Origin of the sequence: Wolbachia endosymbiont (group B) of Silvanus unidentatus (genome assembly GCF_964028615.1) — a bacterium.
Classification (GTDB): Bacteria; Pseudomonadota; Alphaproteobacteria; order Rickettsiales; family Anaplasmataceae; genus Wolbachia.
Genome location: NZ_OZ034795.1, coordinates 1492292 through 1516901, shown reverse-complemented (window position 1 = coordinate 1516901; position 24610 = coordinate 1492292). Strand labels below are relative to the sequence as shown.

General features: G+C 34.1%; 23 protein-coding genes and 1 pseudogene. 8 read left to right on the top strand and 16 right to left on the bottom strand.

All coding sequences use genetic code 11. The features are described from left to right. Positions 1-5: 5 nt before the first annotated feature. From trxB to ABWU65_RS07220, 3 genes are all read right to left on the bottom strand, one after another. Positions 6-953, bottom strand: coding sequence for a thioredoxin-disulfide reductase (trxB, locus tag ABWU65_RS07230; protein ID WP_213863721.1), 948 nt, complete (start codon positions 951-953; stop codon positions 6-8). Beyond that, on the bottom strand, positions 940-1539 hold the full coding sequence (locus tag ABWU65_RS07225) for a peroxiredoxin (RefSeq protein WP_007302702.1): 600 nt from the start codon (positions 1537-1539) through the stop codon (positions 940-942). Before ABWU65_RS07225 ends, trxB begins: the two co-directional genes overlap by 14 nt. A 157-nt stretch (positions 1540-1696) precedes the next feature. Next, positions 1697-2881 (bottom strand): hypothetical protein, encoded by a 1185-nt coding sequence (locus ABWU65_RS07220; protein ID WP_007302701.1) that lies wholly within the window; start codon positions 2879-2881, stop codon positions 1697-1699. Positions 2882-3116: 235 nt separating this feature from the next. Here ABWU65_RS07220 and ABWU65_RS07215 point away from each other — a divergent pair, with 235 nt between their 5' ends. Continuing rightward, the gene (locus tag ABWU65_RS07215) at positions 3117-3257 is read left to right on the top strand and encodes a hypothetical protein (RefSeq protein WP_264336140.1); all 141 of its coding nucleotides are present in this window, start codon (positions 3117-3119) and stop codon (positions 3255-3257) included. A 185-nt stretch (positions 3258-3442) separates the two neighbouring features. Here the strand turns inward: ABWU65_RS07215 and ABWU65_RS08170 are convergent. The 4 genes and pseudogenes from ABWU65_RS08170 to gap all read right to left on the bottom strand — a co-directional run. Beyond that, positions 3443-3595: pseudogene (locus ABWU65_RS08170) on the bottom strand (IS630 family transposase); the annotation flags it as partial. 187 nt (positions 3596-3782) lie between these two features. Further along, positions 3783-4589 carry an AAA family ATPase gene (locus ABWU65_RS07205; RefSeq protein ID WP_230609127.1) on the bottom strand — a complete coding sequence of 269 codons (807 nt, stop codon included), beginning with the start codon at positions 4587-4589 and terminating at the stop codon, positions 3783-3785. Between the two features lie 134 nt (positions 4590-4723). Then, complete coding sequence (tatC, locus tag ABWU65_RS07200) at positions 4724-5482, bottom strand: twin-arginine translocase subunit TatC (protein ID WP_007302699.1); 759 nt, start codon at positions 5480-5482, stop codon at positions 4724-4726. Between the two features lie 3 nt (positions 5483-5485). Then, positions 5486-6457, bottom strand: coding sequence for a type I glyceraldehyde-3-phosphate dehydrogenase (gene gap / locus ABWU65_RS07195; protein ID WP_019236363.1), 972 nt, complete (start codon positions 6455-6457; stop codon positions 5486-5488). Between the two features lie 151 nt (positions 6458-6608). On the opposite strand from gap, the gene ABWU65_RS07190 reads away from it, so the two are divergent. From ABWU65_RS07190 to ABWU65_RS07170, 5 genes are all read left to right on the top strand, one after another. Beyond that, complete coding sequence (locus tag ABWU65_RS07190) at positions 6609-6968, top strand: hypothetical protein (RefSeq protein ID WP_019236364.1); 360 nt, start codon at positions 6609-6611, stop codon at positions 6966-6968. A 209-nt stretch (positions 6969-7177) separates the two neighbouring features. Further along, a complete protein-coding gene (locus ABWU65_RS07185; RefSeq protein ID WP_007302696.1) occupies positions 7178-8038 on the top strand; it encodes a hypothetical protein in 861 nt (286 codons plus the stop codon). Positions 8039-8302: 264 nt separating this feature from the next. Next, positions 8303-8431, top strand: a complete 129-nt coding sequence (locus tag ABWU65_RS07180; protein WP_019078577.1) for a hypothetical protein — start codon at positions 8303-8305, stop codon at positions 8429-8431. A 353-nt stretch (positions 8432-8784) separates the two neighbouring features. Next, entirely contained in the window at positions 8785-9318 is a 534-nt protein-coding gene (locus ABWU65_RS07175) for an HK97 family phage prohead protease (protein ID WP_007302694.1), read from the top strand. Positions 9319-9419: 101 nt separating this feature from the next. Then, complete coding sequence (locus ABWU65_RS07170) at positions 9420-11705, top strand: hypothetical protein (protein WP_353280557.1); 2286 nt, start codon at positions 9420-9422, stop codon at positions 11703-11705. On the opposite strand, the gene ABWU65_RS07165 is transcribed toward ABWU65_RS07170, so the two are convergent. Together ABWU65_RS07165 and typA are read right to left on the bottom strand one after the other, a co-directional pair. Next, positions 11689-12915 (bottom strand): CCA tRNA nucleotidyltransferase, encoded by a 1227-nt coding sequence (locus tag ABWU65_RS07165; RefSeq protein ID WP_149168867.1) that lies wholly within the window; start codon positions 12913-12915, stop codon positions 11689-11691. The two genes, ABWU65_RS07170 and ABWU65_RS07165, sit on opposite strands and share 17 nt — an antisense overlap. 312 nt (positions 12916-13227) lie before the next feature. Continuing rightward, positions 13228-15057, bottom strand: a complete 1830-nt coding sequence (typA, locus tag ABWU65_RS07160; protein WP_007302691.1) for a translational GTPase TypA — start codon at positions 15055-15057, stop codon at positions 13228-13230. Positions 15058-15279: 222 nt separating this feature from the next. Here typA and gltX point away from each other — a divergent pair, with 222 nt between their 5' ends. Beyond that, on the top strand, positions 15280-16614 hold the full coding sequence (gltX, locus tag ABWU65_RS07155) for a glutamate--tRNA ligase (RefSeq protein WP_019236368.1): 1335 nt from the start codon (positions 15280-15282) through the stop codon (positions 16612-16614). 231 nt (positions 16615-16845) lie between these two features. On the opposite strand, the gene ABWU65_RS07150 is transcribed toward gltX, so the two are convergent. The 7 genes from ABWU65_RS07150 to ABWU65_RS07120 all read right to left on the bottom strand — a co-directional run bounded on the left by ABWU65_RS07150 (position 16846) and on the right by ABWU65_RS07120 (position 21266). Further along, positions 16846-17253 (bottom strand): transposase, encoded by a 408-nt coding sequence (locus ABWU65_RS07150; RefSeq protein WP_019236369.1) that lies wholly within the window; start codon positions 17251-17253, stop codon positions 16846-16848. 144 nt (positions 17254-17397) lie between these two features. Beyond that, positions 17398-17781: a transposase gene (locus tag ABWU65_RS07145; RefSeq protein ID WP_012481752.1), complete on the bottom strand. Its 384-nt coding sequence runs from the start codon at positions 17779-17781 to the stop codon at positions 17398-17400. 142 nt (positions 17782-17923) lie between these two features. Beyond that, entirely contained in the window at positions 17924-18943 is a 1020-nt protein-coding gene (gene holA / locus ABWU65_RS07140; RefSeq protein ID WP_007302689.1) for a DNA polymerase III subunit delta, read from the bottom strand. Between the two features lie 5 nt (positions 18944-18948). Further along, the gene (locus tag ABWU65_RS07135; RefSeq protein ID WP_007302688.1) at positions 18949-19131 is read right to left on the bottom strand and encodes a hypothetical protein; all 183 of its coding nucleotides are present in this window, start codon (positions 19129-19131) and stop codon (positions 18949-18951) included. Between the two features lie 114 nt (positions 19132-19245). After that, the gene (locus ABWU65_RS07130) at positions 19246-20055 is read right to left on the bottom strand and encodes a metal ABC transporter permease (protein ID WP_052264732.1); all 810 of its coding nucleotides are present in this window, start codon (positions 20053-20055) and stop codon (positions 19246-19248) included. Continuing rightward, a complete protein-coding gene (locus ABWU65_RS07125) occupies positions 20049-20396 on the bottom strand; it encodes an Mth938-like domain-containing protein (protein WP_007302686.1) in 348 nt (115 codons plus the stop codon). The genes ABWU65_RS07130 and ABWU65_RS07125 overlap by 7 nt, the downstream gene beginning before the upstream one ends. A gap of 3 nt (positions 20397-20399) precedes the next feature. Continuing rightward, entirely contained in the window at positions 20400-21266 is an 867-nt protein-coding gene (locus ABWU65_RS07120; RefSeq protein ID WP_007302685.1) for a 4-(cytidine 5'-diphospho)-2-C-methyl-D-erythritol kinase, read from the bottom strand. 74 nt (positions 21267-21340) lie between these two features. Between ABWU65_RS07120 and ABWU65_RS07115 the strand changes: the two genes are divergently transcribed. Further along, on the top strand, positions 21341-24610 hold the full coding sequence (locus ABWU65_RS07115; protein WP_353280554.1) for a UvrD-helicase domain-containing protein: 3270 nt from the start codon (positions 21341-21343) through the stop codon (positions 24608-24610).

The window sequence follows — 24610 nt, the reverse complement described above, 5'->3', positions numbered from 1 at the left end:
ACTAATTATGATTCCAAAAATTTTTCTGCATCAAGTGCAGCCATGCACCCTGTACCTGCTGCAACTACTGCCTGGCGATATACCTTATCTTGAACATCGCCAGCGGCAAACACCCCTGCCCTACTGGTTAGAGTTGTTCCAGGTTTCGTAATTATATAACCTTGCTGATCCATTTCAACAAAGCCCTTAAAAATACCTGTATTTGGCGCATGCCCAATTGCAATGAACACTCCATCCACTTTTAATTCCTGAACTGTATTGGTTTTCGTCGATTTAATTGTAATGCCAGTAACTTTTTTTGGATTTTCTTCTCCAAGAACCTGTTCTACGGTATGATTCCATATTACCTTTATCTTATCATTTTTAAAGAGCCTGTCTTGCATTACTTTCTCTGCTCTTAAGTTATCACGCCTGTGTATCAGTATAACTTCCTTAGCAAATCGAGTTAAAAATATTGCTTCTTCAACAGCAGTATTTCCACCACCAACCACAGCTACAACTTTATTTCTAAAAAATGCACCATCACAAGTTGCGCATGCCGAAACTCCGTAACCTTGAAATTTCTTTTCACTCTCCAGGCCAAGCCACTTCGCTTGCGCACCAGCTGCGATTATAATTGCATTCGAATAGTAGTCACTAGCATTACCACAAGATCTAAATCTATACTCATTAGAATCCTCAAGTTGTTCTACACTTTTTATCTCATCGTCTATTATTCTTGCTCCCGCCTTCTCTGCATGCAACCTCTTTTGTTCCATGAGTTCTGGACCTTGTATAGAAATAAAACCTGGATAGTTTTCAACATCCGTAGTAATTGTAAGCTGACCACCAGGTTGCATTCCTGTTACTACAATTGGCTCTAAATTTGCACGTGCTGCATATATAGCAGCAGCATAACCCGCTGCTCCAGATCCAATAATAAGAACTTTTGTACTCAATTTATAATTCTGCACTGTGTGAGTTTAGATAATCAGCCACTCCTTCATCGCTTGCCTGCATCGCAGGCTTGCCTTTTTTCCACCCTGCTGGACATACTTCACCATGCTCTTCATTATGTTTTATTGCATCAATGATTCTAATGAATTCATCGATATTACGCCCTAAAGGAAAATCATTTATCGATTGATGACGTACAACAAATTTATCATCAATAACAAAAGTTGCTCTTAGTGCAATTGAGTCATCATATAAGACCCCATAGTCTCTTGATATAGACTTTTTGATATCAGACACTAAATTGTAGCTAACCTCTCCAATACCACCATCATTAACTGGAGTGTTTCGCCATTTATAGTGTGAAAATTTTGAATCTATACTTATTCCTATCACTTCAACATCACGTTTTGAAAAATCTTCTATTTTGTTGCTAAATGATATCAACTCAGTTGGACAGACAAAAGTAAAATCAAGTGGATAGAAAAAAAGGACAGCATACTTATCCTTTATATGTTTACTTAAACAGAAATCATCAACTATTTTTCCACTAGCAAGAACAGCCGAAGCAGTAAAATCGATAGCGGATTTTGTTACAAGATTCATAACTAACCTATTCATTCTTAATATTTATAATTTTATACCTTGATACATTTACATGCAAGTTTTCTTTAGCCCCAATCTTATAAAAACTTCCTCTTATGGCTGTGAAAATGTTATGATAAGAGCTAATTTTCATGAGTAGGGAAATACCCAAATATTACTATCTTTCACCTTTTCTCCCTTCAAATTTTTTAACCATTTCTTTTACACTTACATTCGTGGAAGGTAAATTTTTGCTGGCAAGATGGTTGATCGAAGATTTTTTATTCCCTACTGGAAATGAACGAGATTGTTTTCTCTTCACACTGATATCCGTTTGTGTTACTGAAGCAGTTTTGTTTTCAGCAGGCAACACGTTCTTTACTTGATTTCGCTCAAATCTTTCTTTTAATGCCTTTACTTTACTACTCTCGCGAGTCACTTCTTTTTTCATAGCAACTACTAGTACTTTTGGTCCATCAGCTTTTTTTGCTGATTCTTTACCATCTTGATTTTCAGATTTTAGTGGTAGTGTAGGGTTACTCTCAGCTGATTTTTCCACTACTATTTTTTGCTCTGTGCTTACTTTTTCGCCTAAATCTTTAGGCTTTGGTGGTACTGCAGGTTTATCTTTTTTCGGTTCTTGTCTAATTTTTTGATTGATAGTAAACATTTTCTCTGGTACTGGTGGTACTCTTGGTGGTTTTGGTGGTGCAAGAGATTGAAGTTGTTGTTTCTTCCTATTTTCTCTTTTTGCTTCTATATGTTCTTTAGGAATTGTTGCATAAATCGGCTCCTCTTTAATTGATTGTAGATTACGCAAATCTTTTGTTAAAGATTTGCTCTTTTCCTCTTGATAATTTGATATTTCTTCATACTCAGGATCTTCGTTTAATGAACCTCCATAACCTGAATCTTCTCGCTCATATAAGAGATTTTTCTTTTGCTGTCTATTTTCTAAATTTATTCCATATGACCTATATTTATCTTGACTTCTTTCTATTCGCTCTAAATCTGAAATTTTTTGAATAACATCTGTATATTCGATTGCTGTTCTAGCAGTTGAAGGAGGCAATTTATCTTTTATAAAATTACTTATATTCCTAATCGAAACATCTCTTCCTAATATTCTATTGAATATCCTAAGAATTAATGGCTTTTTATTTGCCTTCTTTACACAATTATTCAAGTCATCACGTATAACAAGTTTAGCTACATCTTCTGCCTTATCTGTAAAACCCTCTAAAGCATGAGATAAATCTGTTACTGTTTTACCATATTGTTTCTCTGAATTCCCTAGCTTTATAGCTTTGATCAGAGAATCGAGATTTTTTTTATAATCCTCACTTTTAAATGGATCATTCATACTAATTGTAATATTTTATTGAAATATAGATCTAAAATATTAAGATCTAGTGAATATTACTTTTTTAGTTCATATATAGCTATAGTTATACGGCGATAATGCGTAGCAGAATAACGATTTCGTCATTCTAGTATCTGCTTTTACCCCTTATCTAGGTGTGTAAAAGTGAAATCTAGTTTCGCTATATAACACAGTCTCATACAAGTAGCTTCTCGATTGAGAGTTGTCTTCTGCATTGAGCTCAACATTATTTACTACTTTTTCAGTAATAATTTCGGCAAACTCAGGAGAAAGTTCTTTTGCAGAAAATGCAGCATGTACATCATTTTTAACAAAGAAACACGTAGCAAGTGCAAATACTGCTGTTGGTACATAGCACCAATATACTAAAAAAAGTTGTAGAAGCTACTAAAGTAAATATTGCTTGAAGCATAATATACTGTTTATCAATGCCAACATATTCAGCCATCAATTTTCTAACTTTGTTATTGCTGCCATATGGCAAAAAATATCTTAATAAAAGCTGTTACACTATTACTAGCAAGATATCAATCACGCTCTATTGGATCTACATTTTGATTTAAAATCGCCTATTTTCTTGCACCTTTTTGCCATTCATAGAATGTTAACTTTAAACCTCTTGGCTACAAATGCTCTACTTTCCCCTACATCCAATGCTTTTTTCCTTAAATCATAACTATATGCTGCTGGCATTCACATCTCCTCACTACTTTACCTATTCCATCATGTTCCGACTATTAGGAAAAGAGCTATAATTTTCAACACTAACAAAACTACTTCCTAATCTTTTACACAGCAACCTATCGAACCTCCAACTTCAGAAAAATAGTTGAAAGACAATCAAGGAAACAAACCTCTCTTCTTCATTTTGATTGGTTTCTTATTTCTCTAAAGTTTTAATGTATTCCGTTAAAGCCCTGAATCCAATGTTAGAAACTGTATCTTTTGTTATAAAGGCTATTTCCCTCAATTTTTGATGTAAACTAGGTGGCAACCTTAACACTGACTGTGCTGGCTCTGATTTTCTAACAGTAGATAAGGCTTCCTCATAAACAGATTCAATTTCCCTAATTGCTTTTAAGTCTGCTGATTCAACAATTGCCATACCTTCGCCATAGGCATCTTCAATTGCAATTCGCTGACTCAAAAAACTATCGAACCTTGTTAAGTGTTCAAAACAGCTTAAAAAAGCATCACATTTCTCAATTCCTTTTTTGGTTACAACTGGATTAGTATTCATTTGATTAAGTAGGATTCTTGCTTGAAAGTTTTTGTTACAACTTTGAGCACCGTTAACTAAGTTGCTCAGAGTGTTAAACGTCAACATATCAGCTGCAGATGGAAGAATCGGAAATATAGCTAGATTAGCTAATGATAAGGCAGCCCTTAAAGTTTCATCTACTCTTCTTGCGTCAACAATAATATCTTGATATTTGGACTGTAAAGCTTGTAGCTCATTTCTGATTACTACACCAATGTTAATTTGGCCTAACACCTTGTGAATACTGTTAATTTTCGGTAAACTTTTGTCCTTGTCTCGCTGGGATGCCCACAAGGTAGCTAGCATTAATGGGTCAAGATCATAGAGAAGGACATTTCTACCTTCCCTAGCACGCATCACCGCTATATTTGTGGCTATGGTCGTTTTACCAGTACCACCTTTTTGACCACCAACAACTATTATCATAACACACCTCGTAATATTTTAATTCACTTGGCGTCTACTAAAAAATCAATAAGGGCAGTTTACATAATCCCATTTCAATGTTCAAGAAAAAGTGCTCCGGTGCTCATTCTTTGTTTATAAATAATATTCTTGATTCAATCCTTTGCTTTCTTCTCAATATATCTACATATCAGAATAGACAGCTCATATAATACCAACATTGGAATTGCAAGCCCTACTTGGCTTAGTACATCAGGTGGAGTTAAGATTGCAGCAATAATGAAAATTACCACTATCGCAATTCTCCGTTTATTTGACAAACTTTGTGCAGTGATTAGCCCTACTCTCACCATTAAGGTTAGTATGACTGGAATTTGAAATGCAGTACCAAAAGCGAACGCGAATTGAAGAACAAGGTCTAAATATTCACTAACTGATGGCATAAACTCTATTGGTATACCGAAAGATTTACCGCTATGTTCAAAAGCAATAAAAAATTTCCAGGCTAAGGGAAATATGTAGTAGTAAACTACAGCGGCTCCCGTTACAAACAAAACCGGTGTTGCAATTAAGTATGGCAATAACACTGCCCTTTCTCTTTTATATAAGCCAGGTGCTAGAAACATATAGAATTGCCATGCAAACACAGGAAAAGAAAACAACAGTGCACTCATTATTGCAACCCTGAGATATACAAAAAACGCTTCTGTTAAGTCTGTATAGATTAGAGAAAAATCATTGCTATCTTTTGTAACTTCTATTAAAGGTGCAAGTAAAAAGCGGTATATATTTTCTTTAAAGTAGTAACAAAACCCGAAGGTAACACAAAAAAATAGAAAGCAAAAAATAACCCTTTTTCTAAGTTCCGCAAAGTGCTCATAAAATGAAGCATATTTTTGTGAGTTTTCGTTCATACTTTACAATAAAGCTATATCTAACATTCTCAGTGAAAAAGCCCATTCATTATCGTACCACGCTGCAACTCTACAGATATCACCTGTGACATATGTACCAGCTAAATCCACAATTGCACTATAAGGGTTATGGACAAAGTCTATTGAAACTAAAGGCTCGTTACATACGGAAAGCACATGATTTGCTGAATTCTTAAACATTTCATTTATTTCTCCAGCTGTTACCTTCTTATCAGTCGTAAATTTAAAATCAACCATAGAAACGTTGCTAACCGGAACTCTAATAGCAGTACCATCTAGCTTACCCTTTAACTGAGGAATGACAGAACCAATTGTTTTTGCTGCTCCAGTTGTAGTTGGCACCATAGAAAGGCCACAAGCTCTTGCCCTACGTAAGTCTCTATGGTTGCCATCAAGAATATTTTGATCATTCGTATAGGCATGTATAGTGGTCATAAAACCGCTTTTTATACCTAAATTGGAGTGTAAAACGTGTACAATCGGAGCCAGACAGTTTGTAGTACAAGAACCTGCTGAGATCACTTTATGCTCCTTTTTTAGCATATCGTTATTTACGCCGTAAACTACAGTTACATCAGCATCTGAAACTGGAGCAGAGACAATTACTCTCTCTGCATTATGCTTTGCTGCTTCCGCACGCTTGTTGAATGCACCAGTGCATTCAAGCACTACATCAACATTCCAAGGAATATTTTCAGGGCTACGTTCTCTATATAAAGAAAATTTCCTGCCATTTATAGATAGCCAATTTTCAGACTCGTTAAAATCAATATCGCCGTTAAATTTGCCATGAACAGAGTCATATTTAATCAAATGTGCATGCTGCTCAGCACTGAGCGACCCATTTACCGCCACAACTTCTATTTGCTCGCTATAGTTTTCTACTTCAAAAATAGCACGCAATACACTTCTGCCTATTCTACCAAGACCATTAATTCCTACACGAATTGTCATTTTTCCATCTTAAAAGTTTAATTATACGGAATATTGCCTGATATTTCATTCTATTCTTTTAGTTGTTAATCCTAATGTTATAATATATTGATTGACTAAAGAAACTGTATCACTTAATTAATAATGTCTAAATTTTAACTTGGAGTAGGTTATGCATGGATTACCAATGACAAATTCAGATAATCAGTATCAGCAAAGAAAAATAGAAGCATTGCAAAAAGAAAATAAAGGACTGTCAGAAAAAGTGAAAACACTACAGAAAATGTCAGTGCTGCAAAATGAAATGCTAGTAATGCTACAGTGGAAATCAATAACAGAGAAACTGCGCACAGAAATATTAAAAAAACTGCTAGAAGCACCTCAAGAAGCAGCAGCATTTCAATTAGAAGAAAGAGATGAAGATCAGCAAGTAATAGAAGACATACTGGATATGCAAGAAGAATTTGAATCTTTACAAAATTTGGAAAGTACTACTATTGAACAAACAAATATTCAAGGACAGAGCATATAAACTTGTAATAGTTTTAAACTATTACATATAACTTTCTCTACTTCCTTCTTTATCGTTATCCAGTGTTGTGGCACTGGGTGCTCCGCTCTTTTTGTATTTTACGACTAAGGATATCATTTTTTAGTGCTTATTTCTTAATATATTAATATAAATCTTAATTAAGTAATTATAGTACTATATTATTTAACTCAATATTAATGATAATTATTATGGATTTAAAAAACTTACAACTAGAGTTGCTTAGAATAATTTTTCTCATACTTGCACCAGCTAGTGCAGAAGAAGAAAGAGATATGAAGGAGCGAGCATTAGAGATTATAAGTATATTAAAAGATCATATTAATGATGATATAGAAATGAATAATCTGAGAATGACAATTTTAGACTACATTGTCTTTTGTGATAGTCAAGATAACGTAAGGTTAAATAACAGATCGTTATTAGACTTAGAAGATGCCGTCAAAAGTATTGGAGGGAAAACTTCACAAGAGTTAGGGCGAGTAAATCAGATTCCACAGCAACCAAATAGTATTGGGTTAGCGGTAGCAGAAGCTACAATACAATATGAGGCGCATGTGAGAGAAATGGAAGAGAGAAATGTAAGGATTATCACCTCAATTGGAGTATTAGGTATAACAGCCTTAGGAGTTAATCTAGGAGTTAATCTTGGAAAATCAAAAGCGAGTGAAATTATTGGTGCAACACTTGGAGGACTATTATCCATGCCAATAATGGTCATGTTACCAGCATCAATAGCAGTAGCGTTAAAAAACAGTAATTCAGAGCTTAGAGAAGTAGTACAATATTCTCTTGATGCAACAAGTAAACCGTCAAGGATTGGGTTAGTAGCAGCTTTAGGAGCAGGCGCGATGATGTTAATTAACAATATAACTAGCAGCAGCACTGAAACAAATATGGAATTATTAGGCCCTGGTTTTATAGCTGCAACTGGAGCTGGAATTGGTGCTGCATTGTCAACGGCTTTAGCGAGAAGGATGTTTGCTACTATCTCCACAAATTTGGAAAGTACTACTATTGAACAAACAAATATTCAAGGACAGAGCATATAAACTTGTAATAGCTTCAAACTATTATAAATAACTTTCCCTACTTCCTTCTTTATCGTTACCCCGGGTGTTGTAAAACTGGGGTAATACCTTCCGCTACGAAAATCACCTACAAAACACAATCTTTTTATTCCCCCAAACAATTAGTTGTGAATTTAAGCAATCATATTAATATAGTAAATATTTACTTAATATACTAGTATTTACCTTGACTAAACAATTATAGTGCTGTATAATTTGTACTTAAGCTTTAATAGTGAGGTGTTGATGGACGCACAAGAATTAGAAAACTTACAGAAAAGTTCATCAACAAAATCCCAAGATGCTGGGGAGAAAACATCAGAAGAGTTGGGAAGAAATTTAAACCCGAATGAAGCCAATAATGATATATTCTAAAATCTATCAAGAATACGAGATGGACAGAGTCATTAATGAATAGTTTTATAGCCGCTGTTTCTTTGGGATTTGGCTTCCTTCTAGGAAAAATTCTACAAACGAAGCTGTTTCTACAAATCTGGAAAACGCTGCTGTTGAACAACCCAATGTGCAACAAACCCTACCCTTATGTATATAAAATGACAAATTTTATAACTAAAAAAGTACTTCCACATTTTCAAAGCACTGCATACAATAGAATTATATTGTAGTGCCTTATACTCATCCTGAGATATAGGAAAACAATCTATACAACATTTTAAGCTGGCTCAGAGCGCTGGCAAACCCAATACCATAATTTACAAGGAGGACTTATGAATAAGAAATTTCTCTATTCACCATTATCAATAAAAAGCATAGAAGAAAACGGAGTATTTTCTGGCTATGCGAGCGTTTTTAATATAGTTGATAAGCAAAATGATCTGATATTACCAGGAGCATTTAAGAATAACTTAAATAAAAGTCAGATAAAACTTCTTTGGCAGCACAATCCGAGCGAGCCTATAGGTAATATTACGGATATTTGCGAAAATGATATTGGCCTATATATAACTGCACATTTGCTTTTTGGTATTCAAAAAGCAGAGGAAGCATATTTAATGCTCAAAACTGGAACTATTAACGGGCTTTCGATTGGCTATATACCAATAGAGTATGATGTTGATCATGAAAGCGGAGCTCGAGTGTTAAAACAAGTGGAGCTATGGGAAGTTAGTTTGGTCACTTTCCCTGCAAATTTGGCAGCTCAGGTAATCAACGTGAAAAATCAGCACAATGAACAAGAAATGTTAGCAAGAGCAATAGAAAAAGCAAATTCTGTGCTTACGAACATGTGTATTTCTACTTAAAATCTATAAAAATTTTCACACAATTTAACATTTATATTATAATTTATTTAATAATTATATTAATATATATAACTTCAATACTTTAAAAATTAGGTAATTTTATGCTAAATGCTAACAATAAGGTTAATTACGAACCTAAACAAAAGGAAAAAAAATATAGCTTATCCACTGTGCTTGCTTGGCTATATCTAAAAACAATTGGACGAATGTTGCCAGAAAAGTGGAATCAATGGGCAAAGAGTATCCTACATTACAATATTGCAGATAATGTGGTTCAGACTGATGATCTTTTAAATTCTAACAGAGAAAAGGAATTGAAGGATGAAAATGAGAGATTAAAAGAAAAGTTGAAAGAAGGTAGTAAGAAGGAGGAAAATCAGTCAAATTTAAATCAGGAATTAACTAAAAAAGAGAAAGAAATTACTAAACTTAAAGAACAAGTAAAATCATTAGGAGAGGAAAAAGAAATATTTGCTAAATTTTTTGCAGCACAAGCACAGCAGATTGAAGACTTAGAATTAGAAAATGAAGAGTTAAAGTCTAAACTTGCAGGACTTAAAAAGAACTATAGTGAATTGGTAAAAATTGCACAAAAAAGAGGAGAAGAATTTTTAGCACAGTTCAAGGAAAAGTCTGAGGAGATATTACATTTGCAGAAAGAATTAATTGAGTGCAGCAAAGAATTTGCAAATAAAATAGAAATGCTCTCAGTAAGGGTAGAAGAAAAAGATGGGAAAATAGGTAGTTTAACGCAATTAAATGAAAGATTAGAACAAGAGAAAAAGGAAATGGAGAATAAAAATAATGCACAACAGCAAACTATATTTACAAAAGACCAAAAAATAAAAGAGCAAGACGATTTGATAAATTCATTTCGTGAAAATAAAGATATAAATGAAACTGTGAAGAAAGATAATGAAAGCCTAAGAGCGCAAAACACAGAACTTAATAGTAAATTTAGTAAGTTAAACAACGAGTCTGATACTAAAATAAAGCAATTAGAAAATCAACTTAAGGAGAAACAAGCAGAATTCACACAAGCTGAGGAAAAAATACTAAATTTAGAAAAAAAATTGGAAAGTGCTCAGCAACAATTAGAGCAAGAAAAGACTAATCTAAATACCATTGAAAAAAAGAAACAAGATTTAGAAAGTGAAATTAATGAATTGAAAGAACAAGCTAAGGAAAAAGATGCTGAAGTAGAGAATCTTAAACAACAATTAGAGAAAGACAAAAGTGATTCAATTAGTAAACTAAATGCTACTGAAACAGAGAAAAAAGAATTAGAAAGTAAGATTACTAGTCTACAAGAACAAGTACAGGCATTAGAAAAAAGTAAAGAGTGGGAATCAGCGGGAATAGATGATAGCTTAAAGGAAACTCATTCGAATCTGACAGAAATGTTAAAAGAAGAACTTGCAAAGCAAGAGAAGCAGATTAAGCAGTTACAAGAGGAACATAAGCAAGCAGAAAATCGATCGAAAATTGATATTACAAAACTACAGGAAGAAAATAAAGGTCTGTTAGCTGAAATAGATCAATTAAAGAGAAGCTTATCAAGCACGCCAAAGCAGTTGGAGCAACAGCAATTGTCAAATAATCAAGAACAACAAAAGTTACAAAACAAGCAAAAAGACGCTAGTAAAAAGCCAGAAGATATTAATAAAAAAACTAAAGCAGATACAAAGAGTATTTTCTCTACTTCTGGTTCTATTAAGTCAAAATTTTCAAATGGTTTCTCTAAGCTTCGTGGGAATAAGAATCTCGATAAATTTTTATCTGATCAAAATGAAAAATTGAAAAAAAGTTTTCCTGAATTTAAAGGAGAACACTTTTGCCATAACGTGCTTGAGGAAACTATAAAGTCTCTATCAAATCAAGGTGATGGTAAATTTGAAAGTGATAAGTTACTTGCACTGTTGGAAGAGAATTTGGTTCAATCTGGAAGAGCGATCATAGAAACTAATGTTAACAAATTTGTTACAGAAGTTGGTAAAAAACATTCCATTAAAAATGGAGATTTTGTTAAAAATTGTGTAAACAAGTTGTATTTCAATGAAAAAGATAGTGAAGCAATAATAAGTTCTTTCACAAAATTTTTGGCTCAGGGAAATGATAGCAATAATGATTCAGTCAAAAAATTTGTTGTGCAGAAGTTAACGGAAGCTCAAATAAAATGTTTTTCAGATAAGGTTCAACAACTGGCATCAAGTATAAGAGATAAATTTTTATCCCCAGATCAGGGAATGTGTAATCAGACTCAAGGAGGAGTAAACGAGTATCAATTAACAGATAAAGCTAAAAAAGAATACAAATTAACACCTAACTCTTCCATGCGTCACACTACTTCATCAAACATTCAGAGAGTAACTAGAGTAGGCTCTTAGCATAAAGTATCAGCTCCTCCTTTGTTAAAGTGTAGGAGCTGTCTTCCCAGTGTTGTCGTAGCAATTCTAAGTTTCTACCTAAACTTTTTCCTGGTTGGTGACCTATGATTATTAAATCATCCCCAGATAAAGGAAATTTTGGAACATTGAATATATTGGCAAATAAAATATACTCATCAACATTTGTTCCAGACTCAATACCACAAATCTTCATTAAGTCACAATATAATTCCTTACCAAATAAAGATATATATTTCTTTTGCTCTTTTTCTGAAAGCTCTGTTTTGATATTGTTTGATAATAAAAATAATATTTTTTTCTTTTGCTTATTTGAAAGACGTAAAAACTTGCTCACTTCTTCCCCAAGACTCGCTCTATCTTCAGCAGTCCTAATAAGCAAAGCTAATTTTGTTAGTGCATCGATTGTGGGATCTAGGAAAGGCGTATGGACATACGCTGAGGGTTTTATAGGAGGTTTAGTGTTGATAAGAAGTGGTGAAGATAAAATTTCGCATTTTACTTCTTTTGGAATAATTTTTTGTAAAACATCAGATTTTTGCATGCTCTTAAGTGTTGGAGCAGGATCATTGCATTCCAAGAGTTTAAATATTTCTTCTCTTATTCTCTCTCCAGAGAGGTTTTGAATCATGTGCGAATGCTTTTTGCACACATCCAATATTTCATCACTTAAATCTCCTATGCATATTTTAGCGTGAAAACGAAACGCTCTTAAAATACGTAGATAGTCTTCCTTAATCCTATCTTCAGCGTTACCTATAAAGTTTAACTTTCGTGTTTTTAAGTCCTGAATGCCACCAAAGTAGTCGTATATATGGCCATGCTTGTCCGCATAAAGAGCATTAAACGTAAAGTCGCGCCTTGAAGCATCAGCTTGCCAATCATTAGTAAATTCTACCTTCGCATGTCTACCGTCACACTTTATATCATGCCTTAGCGTTGTAATCTCAAAGGATCTTTTATTTAAAATCGCAGTAATAGTTCCATGTTTTAAGCCAGTTGGAATAGTTTTTATATTACGGAGTTTTAACGCTTTAACTGCTTGATTAGGCAGCAGATTAGTAGCAAGATCGATGTCGTGAATGTCACGCTGTAAAATTGAATCTCTAACACATCCACCAACAAGCCTTGCCTCACCACCAAATTTCTCTATGGCCTCAATAATTATACTAACTTCGTGATCAATTTTCATATATATCATGTTACACAAAATGAAAAATTTTCGCAAAAAGCCTCATATAAAAATATACAAGCGGAGTGGTAAAATAAGGGGGTAAAGTAAAAGTAAGTCTACAACAAACCCAGTGCCTAGAAACTTATAAGTATAAAAGTAATGTTAAAATACAATGTTTTCGATGATTATAAAAAAGCTGGATGAGCCACTTGCATGACACCTTTGTAGCCTTCTCTTGTCATCCCAATACCTGCTCAAGTAACTGACACTGGTTCCCTTTATGATGGTGTTATCCGAGTAGCTCATCCAGATTTTTATCAGGAACGTTGATTACTCTTTATTCTTCGCCCTTCCTGCACGTTTACGTTCATTTGGATCGAGGAACTTCTTACGCAAACGTATAGATTTTGGAGTTACTTCTACCAATTCATCATCGTCTATATATGCTATCATATCCTCCAGTGTCATTATTTTTGGTGGAGTAAGCTTTATAGCTTCATCGCTACCTGAAGCTCTTACGTTTGTTAATTGCTTACCTTTAAGTACATTTATTTCTAAATCATTGTCACGACTATGCTGACCGACAATCATACCACAATATACCTTATCTTGTGGCTTAACAAACATAATTCCCCTATCTTGCAGATTGAAAATTGCATACGCTACTGCTTCGCCTTTGTCTGTTGAAATTAAAACCCCATTACGCCTTCCGGAAATTGAACCTTTATGTGGAGCATAACTGTGAAATAAACGGTTGATTATACCAGTGCCGCGAGAATCAGTTAAAAATTCTCCTTGATAGCCAATTAATCCCCTTGATGGCACTAAAAATGTCAACCTAGTTCTGCCACTACCAGAAGGTCTCATGTCAGTTACTTCACCTTTTCGAAAGCTAAGTTTTTCCATGATGATTCCACTATACTCATCATCTACATCAATTACTACTTCCTCTATAGGTTCAAGTTTTTTGCCATCTTCTTCTTTAAACAGCACTCGAGGCCGTGAAACTGAAAGTTCAAAACCTTCCCTTCTCATATTTTCAATCAGTACCCCAAGCTGCAACTCACCACGTCCACCTACTTCAAATGCTTCACCACTTGGAGCCAAAGTTACAGTAATTGCAACGTTTGTTTCTGCTTCTGCATATAAACGATCTTTTATAACAGTTGAGGTAAGTTTTGTTCCCTCTTGCCCAGCAAAAGGTGAGTCATTCACGCTTATAGTAATCGCCATTGTTGGCGGGTCAACTGGAGTTGAGCTGATCGCAGTTGTAACTTCTGGTGCTGCTATAGTGTCTGAAACTGAAGCTTTCTCAAGTCCTGCAATGGCAATGATATCACCAGCTACAGCTTGCTCTACTGGAACGCGTTTTAAGCCAGAAAATGAGAGTAACTTAGTTAATCTCCCTCGCTCAACCACTTGACCATCAAGATCAATTACCTTAAGATCTGAGTTAACTTGCGCGATTCCTTGGTAAATCTTTCCTGTCAATATTCTGCCAAGAAATTTATCAGATTCAAGTAAAGTAACTAGCATAGCAAAAGGTGCATTTTGATCATAAACGGAAGGTTTTATGTAATCTATCACCGTTGAAAATAATGGGCTTAAATCTTTTCTCTCATCAGATAGCTCCTTAGCACACCAACCATTTCTACCTGAAGCATAGAGTACTGGAAAATCTAGTTGCTCGTTGGTTGCATCAAGGTTAAAAAATAACTCATATATTTCATTTAGTACTTCATCAATTCTGCTGTCTGGTCGATCAACCTTATTGATTATCACAATCGGTTTTAAATTTGCCTTTAGTGCTTTTGACAACACAAACTTAGTCTGTGGCATTGGACCTTCTGCAGCATCAACCAGTAGTAATACACCATCTGCCATGCAGAGCACCCTTTCCACTTCTCCACCAAAATCCGCATGTCCTGGTGTATCAATGATATTGATTTTCTCATCACCCCACATTATTGACGTACATTTTGCAAGTATTGTAATCCCACGTTCACGTTCTTGATCACCACTATCCATCACTCGTTCTTGAACTTCTTGATTCTCACGAAACGTGCCACTTTGTTTTAACATGTTATCAAGTAAAGTAGTTTTTCCGTGGTCAACGTGTGCAATTATTGCAATATTGCGGATTGATTTAAATTCACTCATTTCTTATCATTTCAAATTTAATTTAATAACAAGTATACGTATAATATATTTAGAGTAAATAACTAAAGCCGTGCTTTCAGAGTATTTTAGGCAGATCATGGAACTCTAACAAAAAGGTTTCATGTTCGCTGTACTTTGTAGCAACTAACACCAAGACAAAGAAGAATCTTGCTTTAGCAGTACATTTATATAAAATTAAAATAAACTAAAGTAATCATTTAAATGCTAACAAGATTCGCTCCAAGCCCAACTGGCTACCTACATGTAGGAAACATACGCACTGCACTCATTTGTTGGATGTACACACGTAATCAAAATGGAAAATTTTTACTACGTTTTGATGATACTGATCTTGAGCGTTCAGATATCAAATATGTAGATAATATCATAGAAGACCTAAAATGGATTGGCATAAATTGGAATTCAAGTTTTAAGCAATCAGAGCGTTTTGAGCGCTATAACGAGGTGTTCTTACAGTTAATGAAAGAAGGTCATATTTATGCATGTTATGAAACAAGAGAAGAATTAGACACTAAACGAAAATTGCAATTAAAACAAGGTCTTCCCCCTGTTTACGATAAAGGTGCGTTGCTTTTAACTGAGCAAGAGAAAATTCGTTATGAGCAAGAAGGACGAAAACCACATTTCAGATTTAAATTGGATAGAAATAAAACTGTAAAATGGAATGATGAAGTTAAAGGCGAAATAAATATTGCAACAATTCATATCAGCGATCCTGTAGTAAAAAGAGAAGATGGAATTTATACGTACATGCTACCTTCTGTTATTGATGACATTGACTTTAATGTAACCCATGTTGTACGTGGGGAAGATCATGTAACTAATACCGCAGTTCAGATTCAAATGATTCAAGCATTAAAAGCGAAAATTCCTATCTTTGCCCACCTTCCCTTACTACACTTTGATGATAGCAAAATATCGAAACGGAAAGGCGGGCTGGATATTAAGTCCATAAGAGAAGATGAGATTGAATCAATGGCGCTAACTAGCTATTTAGCAAAGCTTGGAACATCTGATCCGATAGAAGCTTATATTGATATGCAGTCTTTAATTGACTCATTTGATATCAAAAAATTTAGTTCAGCATCTTTACAATTCAGCTTGAGTGAAATTTATAAGCTAAATAGCAAAGTGCTACAACAAATGCCATTTGAAATGGTGCAAGATCGTTTAAGTCAAATTGGCTCAGAGTTTTGGTATTTTATAAGGAGTAATATAGAAAAGTTTTCTGAAGTGGCCAAATGGTGGAAAATATGCAAATTTGGTATAGAACCTGTGGTTCTTAATAAAGAGTTTATAAAAATAGCGCTAAGCACATTACCTCAAGGTGATTGTAATGAAAACACATTATCAGAGTGGGTTAAAAATATTCGACAGACAATTGATATAAAGGCAAAAGATCTATTTATGCAGTTGCGCCTCGCTTTAACAGGAACAGAAACAGGTCCAGAACTCGCTAAATTATTAATTTTTATCGGTAGAGAGAGCATTATTGCAAGGTTAGAAGAAAGCCAAAGAATTATACAAAAGGTTTAAATGCACCGAATGTATTTTGAATGACACCAATAAGCATTGTTCAGGAAATGTGAAAATATTAGATTTCTTGTCATTCCAGTTTCTGCTCCTGTCATTCAAGTAGCTAACACTGGAATCCATAATCTCGCCAAAACGTTGTATTTTAAAATAACTTCTATACATATCCCATATTTCTGGATCCCAGTGGGCTTTGTTGCATAACACTTCATGTAGTGGTGATTTACGACAAATTCATGTAACTATTTCAAATTTAGCCATACCAAAATCAGTAAATTTGTTAAGCAAATAACACTTGAGTAGCAGTTCCTTTTCACGATTAACCTCAGATTTGTTACGAAAATTAAATCCGAATATTTGTTTCAGTCGCGAGAAAAAACTTTCTATATAAGATCTTTTTCCGTAGTTTATTTGCCTTTTCCACATCTTTATATTATCTTTATCATATGACTTTATTAGTCTAATTGCAGCATTTCTCTCTGCCATATAGTCTAACTTTGGATGCTCTACTGCATTATTTTGCAGAGGAATTTTTGTCTTTATCCCAAGTTCATTGCACAATTTATATAATTTCTTTCGGTTATATGCCCTATCTCCATACAGTGTGCTTATATTGAGCTTCAACTCTTTCAATAAGATCACAGGTTCCGTAATGATCAGAATAAACTCCTCTACTATATTTTGCAGCTATGACTTTTTTGCTACCTATCTCCAGCATTACATGCAGCTTTCTTACCTGTTTATAACTGCGATACTTCGCTATTTTCCTTACTGTGACCAGGGGTATTATCTGATACTTGTACTATCTATGGCAATTTCAATACCTTCCGTATCATTTTTGTTAACTCTACAGTCACTGATCTTAATATTGAGTTTTCTAAACCTCCTTGAAGCTTGTGAATAGCTGATAATCTGCAAATTTTTTCCTATTTGCTGCAAATACCCTTCTATAAACCCTACCGTTTGTCTTAAGCCAATTCTAAAGAGATTAGCGACTATATGCACTAAAATCACAACTTTATCGCTATAAATATAGTTGCCACCAGCCATTTTTGGACCTTTTTCGTACCAATTCTCAATTGCTTCATTAATAAAATGAAAAATATTTCCCCTCTCTTGGAGAAATTTGTTATATTCATGGCAGTTACTGACTCTCATTTTTTGTGACATATTTTTCTTTCGTAGGTTAAATGCTTGTCTTATAGTGAATTTTGTCAGTAACTGCTAGCTCTTTTTACTTGAGTGATGCAACAAAGCCATCCCAGTGTCAGCTACTTTCATGACAACATTTAGTTGTTTTTTCTCGTCTACCTTATTTTACTACTCTGCTGAACGAATAACACCAATAGTTAATCTCATGCTGAAAGATCATTTTATGGTCCAAGTCAGTTCTTTTACAAGTCACTTCCAAGCTCATCAAATTTTCTAAGATCTTCTTAAGTTCTGAAAGTTGCAAACTTTTCAAATGAGATTTAAAACTCTGCAATTGTTTGAAGAACAATGGAGGACTCAGCTGGTCAATTGCAGCTTGTTCATTCATTCCATTTTGTATTAACAGCAAAACGCTTTCTAGCCGTAGAAAATAATTTGATATAATACGGATTAATGCTATCGGTGAAAAATTCTCTTGTAATATCAATACATCGGAAATTTTGATGAATTGTCCCATGTCTTTACTCACTATTGCAGAGCACAGATTATCAAGTGTAACATAATCATTGCCGGAGGTTGAAAAGCATAGATCTATATCAGCAAGTTTAAGATCTTTTCTTTTTCCTAGATATAAAACTAATTTTTCAAGCTCTGAATATATAGGCAGTTTGCTATGATTAAAATAAGACTGCAAGTGGTAGATTATCTCACTTGTGCACTCTATATCATTTTGTTTCAAGTAACTTGATATAATATCACAAAGATTACTACCGCTGTCCTTATAGCAGGTAATGACACCGAAAATTTTTGAGCTTTCCATATAACTTTTAGTTGTAGAACTATATGGAAGATCATTTGCTATCATTACTATATAATGATCGCCTATATTATGATCCAATATGTTTCTTAACTCTTTAGATATACTTCCACTGACATTTATCAGCTTAACTAACCTTTTTTTAGTAAACATCGAAATGTTTGCCAACTCGGAAAATAACAAGCCAGGCGACTTATTCACTACTGCAAAATCCATCACCTGAACTGAATACTCATTCAAGTTGGCAATTATTTCCTGTACAAAAATATCGACCTTACTATTGTCACTCCCATGAATTAATACACCACTTAAAGTATCGGGTTTCTCAAGGAATTTTTTAACTTTAGATGGCGTGATTCTCATGCCATCTATATTATATTATCACTATTTGGTGGTACATCATTTGATTGCACATCAGTTTCCAACAATTCTGAGCTTTCTTGATTTGCTGTATTCTGCATATCATCAGACACTTCTTTCTTTCCCGTAACATAATTATAAAAATTTTTTATAGGCTGTCCTATATATCTAGAAAAAAATCCTTCGGCCATATCTTTCACTCCACAAATTAACAATTAGCACATAAAAACAACGTAGCAAAAACTACTTTACGCTCAGATAGTTACACTCATTTGTTAATGAATTATGAACTTCCGAGACCAAAATTAAGTCAATCTACTTAACACCAATCTTATAAAATAAGCAATGATTAAATACACAGCTGCGATAAGTATAATTGCAGGTCCAGTTAATAAGTCAAAACTTGCAGATAATATCAAACCTGATACTCCAGAAATCACAGAAAAAACTGTTGCAACAATAATCATTTGCATTGGAGTTTTTGAAATGAGTCTTGCTGATGCAGCAGGTATTAACAAAAATGCAGCAATGAGTAATATTCCTATTAATTGAGCAGAAATTGCAATAAAGATAGCGAGTATAATCAAAAATTCTAGCCTAACAAAATTAACATTTACTTTCTCAACTGTTGCCAAATCTTGATTAATCGAAATCATCAGCCAATAGCGCCATCTAAATATTAATATCAAAGTAACTATTACGGAGGTTAGAAAAATTGATATTATATTACTTTGGTCAATCATTAATATGTCACCAAAAAGTGAGCTAATAATACTATTATTACCTGATGGAAGAAAAGACATAAGTATTAAACTCGATGATAAAACTACATTGGTAACTATGTTCAATATCGTATCAGCAGAGTATAATTTATTAAAATTAAGAGAAAGTAGTATAGCAAACATAATTGCAATGAGCATTATACTTACCGATGGGCTGATATTAAAGATCAAAGCAAGTGCAATACCAAGCAATGAAGAATGGGACAAACTATCACCCAAATACGATAACCTTTGCCATATCATAAATGACCCTAGAGCTCCTGTGACTAGGCTAATCATAATTACCGCAATTAGACTGTTTATAAAAAAACTCTGTGTAAATATCTCTAACATGCTATCAGATAACTGACAACAAATCTATCTTCAGATATTAAAACGTTATGGGTTCTGCATGCAGAACCCGTCGTCATAAATTCAAAATTTAAATTCTTTTGCTCCATAAGATAAGACTTCATTGAACAATCGCGTATCTTACCAGTACCTATTATCAAAATCTCTATTTCCTCTGTTAAAAAAGATTTAAAATACTCCTTGTTATTTATATCACTTTCTTTCAATTCAATCACCTTTTCAGGAAAAATTATAATTGAGCCATGATATTCTTGATTATTTACCCAAAATCTTTCTTCCCTGTAACCATCTATAAGATTTTTCTTCTTGGAAATTAAGGGCATAAATCAAACCATTAATTCCGTGTCGCACACCCACCATTCTGGATATTCCTTTTTGATATTTGCCGCTGCAGCTTTTGCACTTTCTTCACTATCAAACATTCCAAAACACCCTACACCACTACCTGACATACGAGAAAGTATAGAGCCTTCTTGTGACTCTAGTGTTGATATTACATTCTGAATTTCAGGTACAAGACTTATTGCTGCTTCTTGCAGGTCATTTTTTGTCTCTTTAAGAAGCTCTAACAAATTCTCCTCAGTGTTATCACTCCACTTAATTGGCTGAGAGAAATCCTCTTTATACTTGGAAAATACTTCTGATGTATTCAAAAACTTTTTTTTCGGTTTCACAAGTACCAGACTTGTGGGTAAAGAGCATTGTTTAATGGGGCATAATTCCTCACCAACACCTCTGACAAAAACTGGCTTACTATCTATACTTGCAGGTACATCAGCACCAACGCTTAAAGCTATATCATTTAAAAATTGCCTATCAATGTTCCAAAGCTCTCCCAGCATGCGTATCACAGCTCCAGCATCTGAGGAACCACTACCAAATCCCGCAGCAATTGGTACATTTTTTACAACCTTCACAGTGACTTTAGTGCGTACAGGAGCATGCCTAAGCAGTAGACTCACTGCTCTCGTTATAGTATTATATCGATAATTTATTCTAAACTCAGAATTTACAAATTCAACTGTAGAGTTATCATATCTAAAGTTTTTTTCTCCTACTTTTATCTCTAAAAAATTAGAAAGTTTAGCAAAGACAACCAAACTTTCAATTAAATGATACCCTCTTTCTTCTCTATTTATAATATGTAAAAAAAGATTGATCTTTGCAGGAGCCTTTACACAAAAACTTTCCATCTGTATATCTTCACTAACACTATCTTATTTACTATACTTGAAATGCCACTTCAGTCAAACTTTATACACTCCTAATGAGATCAAATGCCATAAATCCTAACTTCTCTGTATGGGTAAGTGCATCAGCTGGTACAGGTAAAACAAAGATCTTAATAGACAGAGTATTAAGACTTCTATTAGAGAATAAGAGAAATATTCTCTGCTTAACATTCACCAATGCTGCAGCAAATGAAATGGAGGATCGCATTTACAGTACACTTAGTAAGTGGGCAATATATCCAGAGGGTATATTGGTCGCAGATTTAGAACAATTAGCCCAGTGTGTAACCAGAGAAAATAAAGATTATTTAACAAGAGCAAGAAGGCTTTTTTCTGAACTGGAAAATCTTGGTCTTAATATTCAAACTATACACGCCTTTTGTTACAAATTAATCTCCAGCTTTCCTACAGAAGCTGGTATCGCTCCAAATTGTACGTTGAGCGAATGTAAAGAATTGCATTCCATCATATTTGAAAAAACGCTTCATAATGAAACTGTGCAGGACGATATAAATATCATTGCAGCTGAATTTGATGAAAACAAGCTGAGTGATTTGCTCTATACCTTATGTATAAAGAGATCAGCTCTAGAAAATAATTTAGGGTATATCAAAGATAAACTAAGTGCCCCAGATAAGATTCACGATTTACAGAGTGAAACGATTGAGCAGATAAAAAGATTAGCTAAAATATTAAGTGAGGGCAGCAAAAGAGATCAGAGTTACAGTGCGATACTTTATGATTGGTGTAATAGCAGAAAATCGTCCGTACCAAATGTTGTCATCCCAGTGCTTGACACTGGGACCCAAAAAAAAAGAAATATGGATCCCAGTGTCAGCTACTTGGATGACAACAAGATAGAGAACTTAGCTAAAGTATTTCTCAAATCAGAATCGTACGAAAAAAAGAGCATATCATCCATTATAACAAAGGGTGCTTTGGAAAAATTTGAAGACGTAGAGCAAATGATAGAAAGCATTCAAAATGCATTGTTTACCCATGTAAAGGACATAAATTCTTATCAAATATTCGGAAGAACCAGTAGTTTACTTAGTATATTTAAAGTATATGTTGATCTATATAATAGTGAAAAATCAAAGAATGCACTGCTTGATTATGATGATATCATCAATTTAGCAACAAATCTCCTTAGCAATCCAGGCTATAAAGATTGGATATTGTTTAATCTAGATCAAAAAATAGACCACATTCTTGTTGATGAGGCGCAAGACAATAGTATCAGTCAATGGAAAATTATAACAAATCTCTGCAATGAATTTTTTACCGGTGGTGACGAAAAGAGAACTTTATTCGTTGTTGGGGATGTAAAACAATCCATTTACAGATTTCAAGGAGCAAATCCCCATCTATTTAATTACATGCAGCAATATTTTCACACGAAAACCGGTGGCAGAGATTGGGTATCATGTCAACTTGAAAAGTCATTTCGCTCAACTCCAGAAGTTTTGATGCTTGTAGACAGAATATTTAACAATTTTCGTGAAGAAATATCTTTCAATGATAACAAGATAAAACATATTCCATATAGAGAAAACGATCAAGGATACATTGAAATTTGGCCGTTACTGCCAGGATATGAAGAGGAAGAGCAGCAAGCCTTACAAATTCATTTAACACAGAGGAAAGATTATGTAGTAAAGGATCGATTACTTGCTCAGGCAATAGCCCAAAGAATTCACAATTGGTTAAACGAAGGGCGGATTTTAGTCGCCAAAGATCGTCATATAGAACCAAGGGATATTATGATTTTGGTACGGCAGCGAAATGTGTTAGTTGATTACATAATAAGTGAACTAAAAAAAGTAAATGTACCAGTTATAGGCCGAGATTATTTTAGAATTATGGATTACATAGCTGTGCAGGACTTAATAGCTTTAGCTGAATTTTTGCTCCTCCAGGCAAATGATCTTGCTCTTGCAAATGTTTTAAAATCACCGCTATTTAACTTCACTGAGGATGATTTATTCAATATTGCATACGATCGTAAAGAACAGTCGTTGTGGGAAAAACTTCAAGATTATCAGGAGATTATCTCTAATGAATTAAACTATCTAATTAATTTATCTCAGACAAAATCCCCCCTTACACTATTCACTCATATATTGCGCACAGGCAGGAAGAAATTTGCTGCAAGGCTAGGTCTTGAGTGCTTCGAGATTCTAGACGAATTTATGAACCTCGTATTGCAATTTGAGCACCCATCTCTTCAAGCATTTGTTCAGTGGATCAAAGAAAATAATCCTGAGATTAAAAACGATATGCAATCAAAACTCAATGCTGTACGAATAATGACAATTCATAAATCAAAAGGTCTACAAGCTCCAATAGTGTTTTTAGTTGACACAAATACGGTACCAAGAAACAGCGAAAATATTTTGTTTGATGCAACGGAAGCACCATTTTGGTGTGGCAAAAATAGTAATGCTTATTGTAATCAAGTAAAAAGAGAGAAAAAACTAGAGGATTATAACGAATATTTGCGTTTGCTGTACGTGGCACTTACGCGTGCTGAAGATGAGTTATACATTTTAGGCAAAGAGCCAGTGCAAAAGGGCTCTTGGTATGATCTAGTTATTCAATATGGAGCATTATATGAGAGGAAAAAACTATACTTACAGCCGATATTTAAAGAAAAAGTTGAAGTGCTATGCATGAATGCAAACTACCCTTCTATTTATAAAAAACGTGATTATTTTGATGTTCCAGTGATTTCACCTCCATCAAACCTATCAATGTCATTGCAGCACGTAACGCTGGAACCTGGAGAAAAAAAGCCAGTGTCAAGCACTGGGATGACAGATGAGAATGCTGGAATGACAAAAAGGAGCATTGGGACGACAGACAGCTATGCAAGAGGCTTAATAATTCACAGTATATTGCAATATATGCCCAAGATAGAGAAAGACAGGAGAAAAAATTGGGTTAGGAAATATCTTGATAGCATAAACACTAGTGAAGATAAGGATGAAATTTACAGCAAAATATTAACCTTTAATGAAAAATATGATTACCTGTTCGACTTGGAGGGCAAATCAGAAATTCCACTTAGTGGAACAATTGACGGAAAACCAGTATTAGTGCGGCTAGACAGACTGTGCATAACAGAAGACAAAGCAATCATAATTGACTATAAATCACACCATAACGTTTCTATTTCCTCATCAAATGAAATAAAAAAGCAAATGTTGATCTATAAAACCTTAGTGCAAAAAGTCTACCCAGATAAGCAGGTAGAGTGCGTGGTTATTTGGATGGAAGATTTAACCTTACAATCTTTGATCTAA